This is a genomic window from Salipiger abyssi (assembly GCF_001975705.1).
Taxonomy (GTDB): domain Bacteria; phylum Pseudomonadota; class Alphaproteobacteria; order Rhodobacterales; family Rhodobacteraceae; genus Salipiger; species Salipiger abyssi.
Map to the genome: position 1 here is coordinate 3,801,608 of NZ_CP015093.1, position 13,200 is coordinate 3,814,807.

Consider the following 13,200-nt stretch of genomic DNA (forward strand, 5'->3'; position numbering starts at 1 on the left):
TCCTCTCCTGCTCCGGGCTGACTTCCTCCCTGTCAGACTGGCCGCGCCCTTCGGGTGCGGCCTTTTTCCTTGGAAAGTGATCGCGGAACTGTGAGAAACCCTGTTGACCGTTGCAAAAGAGTTTCGTAGCGTTCGCCCAATGACAAAGCCGGCCGGTCCGGCAGGGAGCAAGGGGGAAGGGACCATTTGGTCCCTTTTCTCTTTTTGCATCCTGTCTTGCGGCTTTCCGCCGCCCTGTCGAGGCATGGTTTTTCCGGCCTGACACTGCCGCGGCGCCGTGCTACTCGGGCGGTGAGAACGATCAGAGTTTAGGGGAGTTTCCATGACCAGACCGCTTTCCGTCCTGTGGGCCCTGCCGCTTCTGGCGAGCCTTGCCGCCGCTCCGGCGCTGGCCCAGGAGGACGCAGGCCAAGAGACCGGCGAAGAAAGCACAACGTCCGGAGCGAGCGCCACCATCGGCGGCGATCTGACGATGGGCGAAACCGAGGGCGAAGCCGGGCAACAGGCCGAGACTTATGTCAAGGCGACCCATGGCGACTGGGCGCTGCAATGTCTGCGCGCGCCCGAGGGTTCGGAGGCCGAGGATCCGTGCCAGATGTACCAGCTGTTGAAAGACGGCAATGGCGGCAATGTCGCCGAGGTCAGCATCTTCCGCCTCGCCAATGGCGGCCAGGTCGCCGCCGGCGGCACCTTTGTCGTGCCGCTCGAAACGCTGCTGACGCAGAAGCTGACCATCGCCGTCGATGGCGGCCAGGCCAAGCGCTTCGATTTCTCCTTCTGCACGCAGGTCGGCTGCTATGCCCGCGTCGGCTTTACCGCCGATGACGTGGCGCGCTTCAAGGCCGGCAGCGTGGCGAAGGTGAGCATCGTTCCGGCGCTGGCCCCCGATCAGCGGGTCGAGCTGGACATGTCGCTGTCGGGCTTCACCGCCGCGTTCGACGAAAGCTCGGCGCTGCGCCAGTAATCCGTCAGCTTTACCGTCTTCGGCGGCCGCGGGGGTTCACCTCTGCGGCCGTTGTCGTTTCCGGGCACATCAGAGCCCCGGCAGATCGACCACCAGCGCCGCGTGATCGCTGGCATGGGGCCGGTGATGACCCACCCCTTCCAGCCGCGCGCCCTGCCCCGGCCCCGCCTCATGCCCGAGCCCGCGATGCAGCACACGCGGCACCGCATCGGGGCAGCGCGCCGCCAGCGCCGGCGAGGCGATCAGCGCATCGGGCCGGTGATGCGCGCCGATATGCGGCTCGTAATAGGTCCAGCGCGCGTGCTCCGGCAGGCGCAGCCCCAGATCGACCCCGGCGGCCTCAAGCGGCGCAATGGCGCGCGCACCACCCTCGCGCGGCTCGTTGAGATCGCCGATGACCAGCCAGAGCGCATCGCGCCCCTTGGGCAGCAGGCGCAGCACCGCCTCCGCCTCCAGCCGCCGCAGCGCCCAGGCGCGCGCCGGATCCGGCGCCGGCGCCTTGAAATGAACCACAAATAGCGTCAGCGCACCGAACTGCGCCTCAAGACAGTCGCGCCGAAACACCGGCTGATCCGGCGGCATGCCCCCGGGCGCGCTCAGCCCGAGATCGGTGGCGGTGAGCGCCGCATGGCTGCGCGCCACGTCCCAGCGCCGCCGCGCCATCAGCGCCACGTCGAGCCCGCGCCCGTCATTGCCCGGCAGGCAGAGCCGGTGGCGATAAGGCCCCGCGCGCGGGGCAAGATAGCGGTCGTGGAAGAAATCGAGGCTCTCGGCGTCGAACACCTCCTGCAAGGCGACAACATCGGCCTGCGTCGCCGCCAAGAGTTCCGCCGTCAGGCGCCGGTCGGCGTCGTCATGCTGCGGCGCCGGCGGCTCGTCACGGTCGCGCGCGCCGTGCAGATGCCCGCCCGCCTCGTCGGGCAGCAGCCGCAGGTTCTGCATATTGAGCGAGGCGATGCGCATCCGCCGCCTTCCCGGCCCCTCAGGCCTCCTTCTTCAGCCGGATCGCGCCGGCCTTTTCCGCCAGATCGCGGGCGATGGCATAAGCGCCCTTGATCTTGTCGCTGTCCTTCTTCCAGTCGCGCCGCACCACGATCTTGTTGTCCTTGATCTTGGCAAGCCCGTTCTGGTCCTGGATGAAAGAGACCAGCCCCTCGGGCTTGGCGAACTTGTCGTTGTGGAACTGGATCGTCGCGCCCTTGGGCCCGCCGTCGAGCTTGGCGATGCCGGCGCGCTTGCACATGTCCTTGATGCGCACCACCAGGAGCAGCGTGTTGACCTCCTTCGGCAGCTTGCCGAACCGGTCGATGAGCTCGGCGGCGAAACCTTCGAGCTCGACCTTGGTGGAAAGCTCGCTGAGGCGCCGGTAGAGCCCCAGCCGCACGTCGAGATCGGGCACGTAATCCTCGGGGATCAGCACCGGCACGCCGAGATTGATCTGCGGCGCCCATTGCCCGTCGTCTTCCAGCAGCCCCTCGGTCTCGCCCGACTTGATCTTGGCAATCGCCTCTTCCAGCATCGACTGGTACAGCTCATAGCCCACATCGCGCATCTGGCCCGACTGCTCCTCGCCGAGCAGGTTGCCGGCGCCGCGAATGTCGAGGTCCTGGCTGGCCAGCGTGAAACCCGCCCCCAGCGTGTCGAGCGAGCCCAGCACACGCAGGCGTTTTTCGGCGGTATCGGTGAGCCGCGCGCGCGGTTTCGTCGTCATATAGGCATAGGCGCGCGTCTTGGAGCGCCCGACCCGGCCGCGGATCTGGTAAAGCTGCGCCAGCCCGAACATGTCGGCGCGGTGCACCACCATGGTGTTGGCGGTGGGAATGTCGAGCCCGCTCTCGACGATGGTGGTAGCCAGCAGCACGTCGAACTTGCCGTCGTAAAACGCGTTCATCTTGTCGTCGAGCTCGCCCGCCGCCATCTGACCGTGGGCCACGACATAGCTCACCTCAGGCACCTGTTCGCGCAGGAATTCCTCTATTTCGGGAAGATCCGAAATACGCGGCACCACGTAGAAACTCTGCCCGCCCCGGTAATGTTCACGCAGCAGCGCCTCGCGGATGGTGACCGCGTCGAATTCGCTCACATAGGTGCGGATCGCCAGCCGGTCGACCGGCGGCGTGCCAATGATCGACAGATCCCGCACGCCCGAGAGCGACAGTTGCAGCGTGCGCGGGATCGGCGTGGCGGTCAGCGTCAGCACATGGATGTCGGAGCGGAGCTGCTTCAACCGCTCCTTGTGGCCGACGCCGAAATGCTGCTCCTCGTCGATGATCAGCAGGCCGAGATTCTGGAACCGGATGTTCTTGGCCAGCAGCGCATGGGTGCCGACCGCGATATCGACCATGCCCTTGGCGATGCCGTCGCGGGTCTTGGCCGCCTGCCCCGACGAGACAAAGCGCGACAGCGGCGCCACGTTGATCGGGAAGCCGCGGAAACGCTCGGCAAAGCTCTTGTAATGCTGCCGGGCGAGCAGCGTGGTGGGCGCGATCACCGCCACCTGCACGCCGGACATGGCAGCGACAAAGGCCGCGCGCATGGCGACCTCGGTCTTGCCAAAGCCGACATCGCCGCAGATCAGCCGGTCCATCGGCTGGCCGCTGTCCATATCCGCCAGCACATCCTCGATGGCGCGGATCTGGTCGTCGGTCTCGGTATAGGGGAAGCGCGCGCAGAAGCTCTCCCAGGCGCCCGGCGGCGGGTCGATGACCGGCGCCTTGCGCAGCGCGCGCTCGGCGGCGACGCGAATGAGCTTGTCCGCCATCTCGCGAATGCGCTCCTTGAGCCGCGCCTTCTTGGCCTGCCAGGCACCGCCGCCGAGACGGTCGAGCAGCCCGTCCTCATGGCCGTAACGGCTCAGCAGTTCGATATTCTCCACCGGCAGGTAAAGCCGCGCGCCCTCGGCATATTCCAGCAGCAGGCATTCATGCGCGGCCCCGGCGGCGGTGATCACCTCCATGCCCTGATAGCGCCCGATGCCGTGATCCACATGCACCACCAGATCGCCCGGGCTGAGCGACTGAGTCTCGGTCAGGAAGTTCTCGGCCTTGCGGCGCTTTTTCGGCGCGCGGATCAGACGGTCGCCCAGCACGTCCTGCTCGGAAATCACCGTGATCCGCTGCCGGTCCTTCGGATCGCCCCAAGGCGCCTCGAAGCCGCTTTCCAGCGCCCAGACCGCCAGATGCAGCCCGCGCTTGCCGATGCGGGTACCGTTCGAAACCGGGATCGCCTCGGCCAGCCCCTCATCCTCGATGAGCCCGGTCAGACGTTCGCGCGCGCCCTCGGACCAGGAGGCGATGAGCACCGGCCCGTCCTGAAGTTTCTTGCGAACATGGTCCGCCAAAGCGCTGAAGAGGCTGATGTTTTCCTGCTGCCGCTCAGGCGCGAAATTGCGCCCGATACGCCCGCCCGCATCCACCACACCGGGCCCGCTGGCCTGTTGCAGCGGGTGGAACTGCACCGCGCGGCGGCCCTCCAGCGCCGCCTCCCAGGCGGCATCGTCGAGATAGAGCTGCCCCAGCGGCACGGGCTTGTAGACCGAGTCCATCCGGCCCTTCTGCGCCATGGCATGGCGGCGGGTCTGGTACTGATCCTCGATGCTCTCCCAGCGCGCCAGCCGCGCCGGCGTAAGCTGGTCGTCCATCAGTACCGGCGCGCCGGGCAGGTAATCGAACAGCGTCTCCAGCCGCTCGTGGAAGAACGGCAGCCAGTGCTCCATGCCCTGCTGCTTGCGCCCGGCACTCACCGACTCGTAAAGCGGATCGTCGGTGCCGCCGGCGCCGAACTCGATCCGGTAATTCTGCCGGAACCGGGTGATCGCCGCCTCATCGAGAATAACCTCCGAGACCGGCGCCAGCTCGATCATGTCGAGCTTTTCGGTGGTGCGCTGCGAGATCGCGTCAAAGCGCCGCGCCCCGTCCAGCACATCGCCGAAGAGGTCGAGCCGCACCGGCCCGCCCTCGCCCGGCGGATAGATGTCGATGATGCCGCCGCGAATGGCATAATCGCCCGGCTCGGTCACCGTGGGCGCCTGCGAAAAGCCCATGCGCACGAGAAAGGCGCGCAGCCCGGCCTCGTCGATCCGGTCGCCGACGCGGGCGGAAAAGGCCGCCTCGCGCAGCACCTCGCGCGCGGGCAGATACTGCGTCGCCGCCGAGAGCGTGGTCAGCAGGATGAAGCGCTGCGGCATCCCGTGCACCAGCCCCGCCAGCGTCGACATGCGCGCCGCCGAGATATCGGGATTGGGCGACACCCGGTCGTATGGCAGGCAATCCCAGGCGGGAAAGCTCATCACCGGCATATCCGGCGCGAAAAAGGCCAGCGCCTCGCGCAGCGCAGCCATGCGCTTGTCGTCGCGCGCGATGTGAATGACGGGGCCGTGCGATTTCTCGGCCTCGGCCAGAACCAGCCTGGCGTCGAAGCCTTCGGGCGCGCCGCCCATGGTGATGCGGGTGTGTGACATGGAAAAGGGATGTGGCGCGGGCGCGCGCCGCCGTCAACCGCCCAGAACGGTGTGGGACATATTCTGGAACATTCCCCAGAGCGCGGTGACGAAGATCGAGACCATGCCGATCACCTGCGTCCAGAAGCGGTGGCTGGTCAGCCGCTTCCACAGATCCGGCCCGCTCAGCGCGTCGCGGTGGATGCGGGCCGCCGTGGCGACGCTCATCAACCCGACCATCGACATCGGAAAGCCCAGCAGGAACAGCGCCTGCATCAGCTCCACGCCATAGACAAAGCCCGAGACCGCCAGAATGCTCAGCACCGCCGAGCCAAGCGCCACGATCCACAGCCCCGCCCCCTCGGCGATGAACAACAGCCGGTTCACATTGATCCGCGTCATGTCCTCGAGATCCTCCGCCGCCTGCTCGCCATGTCGGCGGGCGCGGGTGACCATGTCGAAAGGCACGCCCAGCACCCAGTGGCTGGCGGTGGACCAGACCACCGCCAGCGCGATCCAGAACCACAGGTTCGAGAACGAGCGCATGTCGATGGTTTCGAAAACGATGAGATACCAGTCCAAGGCGGCCCGATGTCCTTATGCAGAGGGCCCGCGTGTCCGGGGCCTTGTGAGAGCCGTCTTTCCATGCCACCCAAGGAACGCGTTTACAAGAGAGGCCCCCCGATGAAACCCACGATTGCCGCCTTCCCGGCCACACGGCTGCGCCGTCTTCGCAAATCCCCCGCGATCCGCGCGCTGGTCGGCCAGTCTGTCGTGACGCCCGGCGATTTCATCTGGCCGGTCTTCGTGCGCGACGGCGAGGGCGTGGTCGAGCCCATCGCCTCGATGCCCGGCGTCAACCGGCTCTCGGTGGACAAGGTGGTCGAGGCGGCGCGCGAGGCGCATGCGCTGGGCATCCCGGCGATCTGCCTGTTTCCCTATACCGATCCGGCGAAGAGGACCGAGGATTGCGCCGAGGCCTGGAACCCCGAGAACCTGTCGAACCGCGCCACCCGCGCCATCAAGGACGCGGTGCCCGATCTCGCGGTGATGACCGATGTGGCGCTCGACCCCTATAGCAGCACTGGCCATGACGGCTTTGTCGTCGATGGCGAGATCGTCAATGACGAGACCGTCGAGGCGCTGGTGAAACAGGCGATGAGCCAGGCCCGCGCCGGCGCCGATATCATCGGCCCCTCCGACATGATGGACGGCCGCATCGGCGCGATCCGCAACGAGCTGGAGCGCGAGGGCTTCCGCAACACGCTGCTGCTCTCCTATGCCGCGAAATATGCCAGCGCCTTCTACGGGCCGTTCCGCGACGCGGTCGGCGCCTCGGGCGCGCTCAAGGGCGACAAGACCACCTATCAGATGCAGCCGGGCAATTCCGACGAGGCCATGCGGCTGGTGGAGCGCGATCTCTGCGAAGGCGCCGACATGATCATGGTCAAACCCGGTATGCCCTATCTCGACATCTGCCGCCGCGCCAAGGAGATGTTCGGCGCGCCGACCTTCGCCTATCAGGTCTCGGGCGAATACGCGATGCTGGCGGGCGCCGCCGAGCGCGGCTGGCTCGACCACGACCGGATGGTGCTCGAAAGCCTGACCGCGTTCAAACGCGCCGGCTGCGACGGCGTGCTGACCTATTTCGCCCCGGTCGCGGCAAGGCTGCTCAACGGCTGAGGCGGATTGCCGCGCGCCCTGCCCGTTGCGGCGTGACAGCCGCGCCGGGCGCCGCTATACTGCGGCGCAACCGGCGAAACAGCCGGGTTTCTAGAGGCACCGGCACAATCGGCAATACAGGACATTGAGCAGACCCATGGATATGACCCGACGCACGCTCACCCTCGGCCTGGGGGCAATGGGCGTTTTGAGCGCATGTGGCAACGGTATCGGCAGCCCGGGCAGCGCCAAGATTGACGCCCGCGTGAACGCCACGCTGAGCCAGATGTACAGCCAGTTTCCCGGCACGGTGAACCTGTCGGAAAAGGCGGCGGGGCTGCTCGTCATGCCGCTGGTCACCGAAGCGGGGCTCGGACTCGGCGGCGCCTATGGGCGCGGCGCGCTGCGCGTCGGCGGCGCCACGGTGGATTACTACTCGATGGTGCGCGGCTCCGGCGGGCTTCAGATCGGCGCGCAGCAATATGCGCATGTGCTGTTCTTCATGACCGACGAGGCGCTGATGAATTTCCGCCGCTCGCCGGGCTGGGCCGCCGCCGCCAATATCGAATATGCCACGCCCGAGAAAGGCGACACGCTGGCCGCCGAGACCACGACCTCGCTGTCGCCGGTCATCGCGGTGATCTTCGGCCAGTCCGGCCTGCGTGTCGGCGCGACGCTGGAAGGCACGAAATACACCCGCATCATTCCCTGACAGGACCGCAGGAGGGGCCAGCCCCTCTTGTCCCGGATCGTTGATCCGGCCCAATTCACCCCGGGATATTTAACTGCCAATGGAAACCCCCTGCGTTTCCATTGGCCTTCAAATATCCCGGGGGATGCGCGCCCCGGCGCGCGAGGGGCAGCGCCCCCAAGACGACCTCAGTGATAGCGGAACTCGCCCACCACCTGACGCCATTCCCCGGCAGAGACCATCTTGCGGTGGGTATAGCGGATCGAGTGCAGCGGCCCCTCGATCTCGTCCTGCCAGAACTCGATGAATTCGAAGAGCTTCGGATGATCCGGCGCCAGATCGTAATCCTGCCAGACGAAGGTGTTGAGAACGTTTCGGTAATCCGGCATCCGGTAGAAGATCTCGGCGGTGGTCAGACCGTAGCCCCTGAGCATGAGTTCCGTCGGCGTTTCCTGCATCGCTTTACCTCATCATGGTTCCATGTTTATAAGCCTGCGCGCCGAGTCGTTATTTTTCAACAAAAACAGATTGTTAGCAGGCAATCCCGGTGGCTGCCAGATTTGTAGTGCCGCTGCCATTGCGCCCCATATCCTGTCTCTGATATAAGCGTTCTCAACAACATATAGCATAACGACGGACAGGCGAGCATCGTGACCGACACGCCGGAACCCCCTGATAACGATGACGAAATGAGCGGACCGGAGCGCCCCGCGCCGAGCGGGCCGGCGATTTCGATCATCGACGAGATGAAGTCGAGCTATCTCGACTACGCCATGAGCGTGATCGTCAGCCGCGCGATCCCGGATCTGCGCGACGGGCTAAAACCCGTGCACAGACGCATCCTTTATACGCTCTGGGAGAACGGGCAGACCAAGTCCAAGGGCTATCGCAAATGCGCCACCGCCGTGGGCGACGTGATGGGCCGCTATCACCCGCATGGCGACTCGGCGGTCTATGACGCGCTGGTGCGCATGGCGCAGGATTTCTCCATGTCGCTGCCGCTGATCGACGGTCAGGGCAATTTCGGCTCCATGGATGGCGACCCGCCCGCCGCCTACCGGTATACGGAATCGCGGCTGGAGCGCTCCGCCGAGGCGCTGCTGGAGGATATCGACAAGGAGACCGTCGATTTCGTTCCCAACTACGCCAACGAGCGCAACGAGCCCGTGGTGCTGCCGGCGCGTTATCCCAATGTGCTGGTCAACGGTGCCGAGGGCATCGCCGTCGGCATGGCCACGCGCATCCCGCCGCACAATCTGGGCGAGGTGATCGACGCCACGCTGGCGCTGATCGAGAACCCCGATCTCAGCTCGGAGCAGCTTATCGAGTACATCCCCGCCCCGGATTTCCCCACGGGCGGCGTGATCCTCGGGCGCTCCGGCGCGCGCAAGGCCTATCTCGAAGGCCGCGGCTCGGTGATCATCCGCGCCAAGACCCGCGTCGAGGAGATCAAGCGCGACCGCTATGCCATCGTCATCGACGAGATCCCCTATCAGGTGAACAAGGCGACGATGATCGAGCGTATCGCCGAGGCCGTGCGCGACAAGAAGATCGAGGGCATTTCCCATGTGCAGGACGAATCCGACCGCTCCGGCGTGCGAGTCGTCGTCGAGCTCAAGCGCGACGCCACCGCCGAGGTGGTGCTGAACCAGCTCTTCCGCTTCACGCCGATGCAGACAAGCTTTGCCTGCAACATGCTGGCGCTGAACGGCGGGCGGCCCGAGCAGCTCACGCTTCGCGGCTTCCTCACCGCCTTCGTGGATTTCCGCGAGGACGTGGTGGCGCGCCGCACCGCCTATCTGCTGCGCAAGGCGCGTGAGCGGAGCCATATCCTCTGCGGTCTCGCCGTGGCGGTCAGCAATGTCGACGAGGTGGTCGCCACGATCCGCGCCTCTCAGGATGCGTCGGAAGCGCGCGAAAAGCTGATGACCCGGCGCTGGCCGGCGCATGACATCGCCGCCTATATCCAGCTCATCGACGATCCGACCCACAAGATGAACGAGGACGGCACCTATAACCTGAGCGAAAGCCAGGCCCGCGCCATCCTCGAGCTGCGCCTGCAACGGCTGACCCAGCTCGGCGTCAAGGAAGTGACGGACGAGCTCGAAGAGTTGGCGAAGAAGATCAAGGAATATCTCGAGATCCTCGGGAGCCGCGAGCGCATCATGGAGATCATCACCAACGAGATGGTCGCCGTGAAGGAGCAGTTCGCCGTGCCCCGCCGCACCGAGATCGCCGACTGGGCCGGCGACATGGACGACGAGGACCTGATCGAGCGCGAGGACATGGTCGTCACGGTCACCGCCGGCGGCTATATCAAGCGCACGCCGCTGGCCGAGTTCCGCGCCCAGAAGCGCGGCGGCAAGGGTGTCTCGGGCGGCTCGCTGAAGGAAGACGACGTCGTCACGCAGCTCTTTGTGGCCAATACCCACACGCAGCTTCTGTTCTTCACCACCGCCGGCATGGTCTACAAGCTCAAGTGCTGGCGCCTGCCGCAGGGCGGCCGTACCTCCAAGGGCAAGGCCATCGTCAATATCCTGCCGATCCCGCAGGGCGTCTCGGTGGCGGCGATCATGCCGGTCGACCGCGACGAGGAGGATTGGGACGATCTGCAAATCGTCTTCGCCACCTCCAAGGGCTCGGTGCGCCGCAACCGGCTGTCGGATTTCACCAATGTCATGCGCAACGGCAAGATCGCGATGAAATTCGAGGGCGAGGACGAGGCCACCCGCCTGATCAACGCCCGCATCTGCTCCGAAGACGACGACGTCATGCTGGTCACCGATTCCGGTCGCGCGATCCGCTTCCCGGTGCCCGATGTGCGGGTGTTCAACTCACGCAACTCCACCGGCGTGCGCGGCGTCAAGCTGAACAATGGCGACGAGGTCGTGTCGATGTCGGTGATCCGCCACTTCGAAGCCGAGTCCGACGAACGCGCCTCCTATCTCAAGATGCGCCGGCTGATGGCCGGGGTGACCGAGGACGAGGGCGCCGACGAGGAAGACGGCAATGCCGACAGCCTGCTGCCGTCCGAGCGCTATGCCGAGATGTCGGCGGCGGAAAACCTGATCCTGACGATCACCGCCAAGGGTCTGGGCAAGCTGTCCTCGTCGCATGACTACCCGATCCGGGGCCGTGGCGGCATGGGCGTGACCGCCTGGGAAAAATCCATGCGCGGCGGGCCGATCGTGGCCTCCTTCCCGGTCGAGATGGACGACCAGATCATGCTCGCCACCTCCACCGGCCAGTCGATCCGCGTGCCGGTCGAGGGCATCTCCTTCCGCTCGCGCAGCGCCGGCGGCGTGAAGGTGTTCAACACCCGTGCCGGCGAGACGGTGGTTTCCGTCGCCTGGATCGCCGATCAGGGCGACGAAGAGGACGAGGCGGAGAGCTGATCTCTGCCAAAGCGCGAAACACATGCATCCCGGCCCAGGCTCTTGGCCGGGATGTTTTTTGAGTATTTTCAGAAAGATGAAAAACCATCTGCATTCATCTTTCCGATAAATACTCACATTGCGACATTGCGGGCCGAGCGCGACGCTCCGGTGACAGCGCGGCGCTCTTGGCCGGCGGGGGCTGAGACCCCATATTGCGGATATGTTGAAGTTCACGCCGATTCTGCTCGCCCTGCTCTATGCGATTGCGATGTATCGCTTTTCCGTCTGGCGCACCGCGCGCGAGCTGGACGCGAAATCGAGCGAGCTGGCCGATGCGCGGCTCAAGGCGCTGACCGACCGCATGGCCCGCGCGCTCGACCTGCCGCGCATCCGGGTGAATATCTACGAGATCGAACCGGTGAACGGTCTGGCGGCGCCGGATGGGCGGATCTTCATCACGCGGGGCTTTTACAACCGTTACCGCGCCGGCGAGGTCAGCGCCGAGGAGATGGCCAGCGTCATCGCCCATGAGCTGGGCCATGTGGCGCTGGGGCATTCGCGGCGGCGGATGATCGATTTTTCCGGCCAGAACGCGCTGCGCACGGCGCTGGCCATGGTGCTGTCGCGCTTTCTGCCGGGCATCGGGCCGTGGCTCGCCAATATTCTGATGTCGCTGCTTGCGGCCCGACTGTCGCGCGGCGACGAATACGAGGCCGACGCCTATGCCGCCGCCCTGCTGCACAAGGCCGGCATCGGTGTCGGGCCGCAGAAGTCCTTGTTTTCCAAGCTCGAAGCGCTCACCGCAAATCGCGGCGGCGCGATGCCCGCCTGGCTGCTCTCGCATCCCAAGACGCATGAGCGCATCGCCGCGCTGGAGAAACTCGAAGCCCGCTGGTCGGCCACGCAAGGCGGCTGAGTCCGGCACGCCCTGCCCGGTCTTCGCCTTTCCGCTCTCGCCCCTGACCCCGTCGATGGAAACGATGTGTTTCCTCCGCACCGGGATTTTCCATGTCTAAAATGCGGCCCTTACATGCTATTCTCGCCACATTGTGGCGTTGACGCGACGGTATCCACGGCCTGTTCAGGCCCAGACAAATCGGAAGAATTCCGTTCACGGGAAGGGAAAGTAATGCCTGATTATTCGAAAATCTTTACCTACGAGGTGGAAGGCCTGTCCTACACGGTCTCGCTTTACGAGCAGGACGGCGCCTTTCTGGCGGATATTTCCGTCCTCGAAGGCGGCATGGATGTAAACGCGCTCTATTTCGGCGATGACGAATTCTCCGGCGAGAGCGTCTCGCTGGACGGCCCGCTCAACATGAACGGCACCCGGCTCGACGGCGAGAAGATCCAGTGGGACGATGCCGAGGCGCTCAGCGATCCGGGCCTCGGGCCGGAGGGCGAGGACAAGGAAACCTATGTTTCCGAAGGCGACACGCTGACCGTCGAGCTCGATATCGAGAGCCTCGACGAGATCGACGTGTTCGGCATCCGCGCGACCTCGACCACCACCGAATCCGGCTCGATCAAGGCAGTCTCGGACGACCCCGAAGAGCCGGAAGAGCCCATTGAGCCAACCTTCGAGAAGGTGCTGTTCGGCACCGATGTCTCGGACAGCGGCGAGGTGTTTGACGGTGTGTTCATCGTCGACGAACCGCGCGAGGGCTATGAGTATTCGCTCCCCGAGGGCGAAGAGCCGACCTTCGAGAACTACCTCACCTATTACGAGGAAGAGGTGGACGGCTACGACATCCCCTCGCTCGACTCGATTGTTTTCTATTCCTTCCACGAGGACGGCTACCCGGTCGAGCAGTTCCGCATTGACGCTCCGGAAGGCGGCTTCCAGAGTGCCGACGAGGTGCTCGAGGCCTATGACGCCGCCATCGAGGCGGGCGCACTCGATCCCGAGGAGGTCGCCAGCGGCGACCTGATCGCGGCGCTCAGCCTCGGTGAAGAGGACGACACGCCGGAAGACGTCGTTGAAGCCGGCGACGAGGCCGAGGACGACCTCGAAATGATCTGATCCATAGGGCGGGCGCCACGGCGCCCGTCTGTCCCTGCGGCCCGG

At 65.5% G+C, this 13,200-nt stretch carries 10 protein-coding genes; 6 read left to right on the forward strand and 4 right to left on the reverse strand.

Going from position 1 to position 13,200, the window contains the following annotated elements:
- The first annotated feature begins 322 nt into the window (after window positions 1–322).
- A complete protein-coding gene (locus tag Ga0080574_RS22070; protein WP_076704679.1) occupies window positions 323–964 on the forward strand; it encodes an invasion associated locus B family protein in 642 nt (213 codons plus the stop codon).
- A gap of 69 nt (window positions 965–1,033) precedes the next feature.
- Here Ga0080574_RS22070 and Ga0080574_RS22075 read toward each other — a convergent pair whose 3' ends face one another.
- The 3 genes from Ga0080574_RS22075 to Ga0080574_RS22085 are packed head-to-tail and all read right to left on the reverse strand — an operon-like array spanning window position 1,034 to window position 5,984.
- Entirely contained in the window at window positions 1,034–1,927 is an 894-nt protein-coding gene (locus Ga0080574_RS22075; protein ID WP_076704681.1) for an endonuclease/exonuclease/phosphatase family protein, read from the reverse strand.
- Between the two features lie 19 nt (window positions 1,928–1,946).
- Window positions 1,947–5,423 (reverse strand): transcription-repair coupling factor, encoded by a 3,477-nt coding sequence (gene mfd / locus Ga0080574_RS22080; RefSeq protein WP_076704683.1) that lies wholly within the window; start codon window positions 5,421–5,423, stop codon window positions 1,947–1,949.
- A 33-nt stretch (window positions 5,424–5,456) separates the two neighbouring features.
- Window positions 5,457–5,984, reverse strand: coding sequence for a component of SufBCD complex (locus Ga0080574_RS22085; RefSeq protein WP_076704686.1), 528 nt, complete (start codon window positions 5,982–5,984; stop codon window positions 5,457–5,459).
- Window positions 5,985–6,086: 102 nt separating this feature from the next.
- On the opposite strand from Ga0080574_RS22085, the gene hemB reads away from it, so the two are divergent.
- Both hemB and Ga0080574_RS22095 read left to right on the forward strand, forming a co-directional pair.
- Window positions 6,087–7,085 carry a porphobilinogen synthase gene (gene hemB / locus Ga0080574_RS22090; RefSeq protein WP_076704688.1) on the forward strand — a complete coding sequence of 333 codons (999 nt, stop codon included), beginning with the start codon at window positions 6,087–6,089 and terminating at the stop codon, window positions 7,083–7,085.
- Between the two features lie 136 nt (window positions 7,086–7,221).
- Window positions 7,222–7,776: a lipid-binding SYLF domain-containing protein gene (locus Ga0080574_RS22095; RefSeq protein WP_076704690.1), complete on the forward strand. Its 555-nt coding sequence runs from the start codon at window positions 7,222–7,224 to the stop codon at window positions 7,774–7,776.
- A gap of 167 nt (window positions 7,777–7,943) precedes the next feature.
- Here Ga0080574_RS22095 and Ga0080574_RS22100 read toward each other — a convergent pair whose 3' ends face one another.
- Window positions 7,944–8,213 (reverse strand): usg protein, encoded by a 270-nt coding sequence (locus tag Ga0080574_RS22100; protein WP_076704692.1) that lies wholly within the window; start codon window positions 8,211–8,213, stop codon window positions 7,944–7,946.
- 192 nt (window positions 8,214–8,405) lie between these two features.
- On the opposite strand from Ga0080574_RS22100, the gene gyrA reads away from it, so the two are divergent.
- The 3 genes from gyrA to Ga0080574_RS22115 all read left to right on the forward strand — a co-directional run bounded on the left by gyrA (window position 8,406) and on the right by Ga0080574_RS22115 (window position 13,155).
- Complete coding sequence (gene gyrA, locus Ga0080574_RS22105) at window positions 8,406–11,150, forward strand: DNA gyrase subunit A (protein WP_076704694.1); 2,745 nt, start codon at window positions 8,406–8,408, stop codon at window positions 11,148–11,150.
- 202 nt (window positions 11,151–11,352) lie between these two features.
- Complete coding sequence (locus Ga0080574_RS22110; protein WP_076704696.1) at window positions 11,353–12,048, forward strand: M48 family metalloprotease; 696 nt, start codon at window positions 11,353–11,355, stop codon at window positions 12,046–12,048.
- Window positions 12,049–12,261: 213 nt separating this feature from the next.
- Complete coding sequence (locus tag Ga0080574_RS22115; RefSeq protein WP_076704698.1) at window positions 12,262–13,155, forward strand: hypothetical protein; 894 nt, start codon at window positions 12,262–12,264, stop codon at window positions 13,153–13,155.
- Window positions 13,156–13,200: the final 45 nt, after the last annotated feature.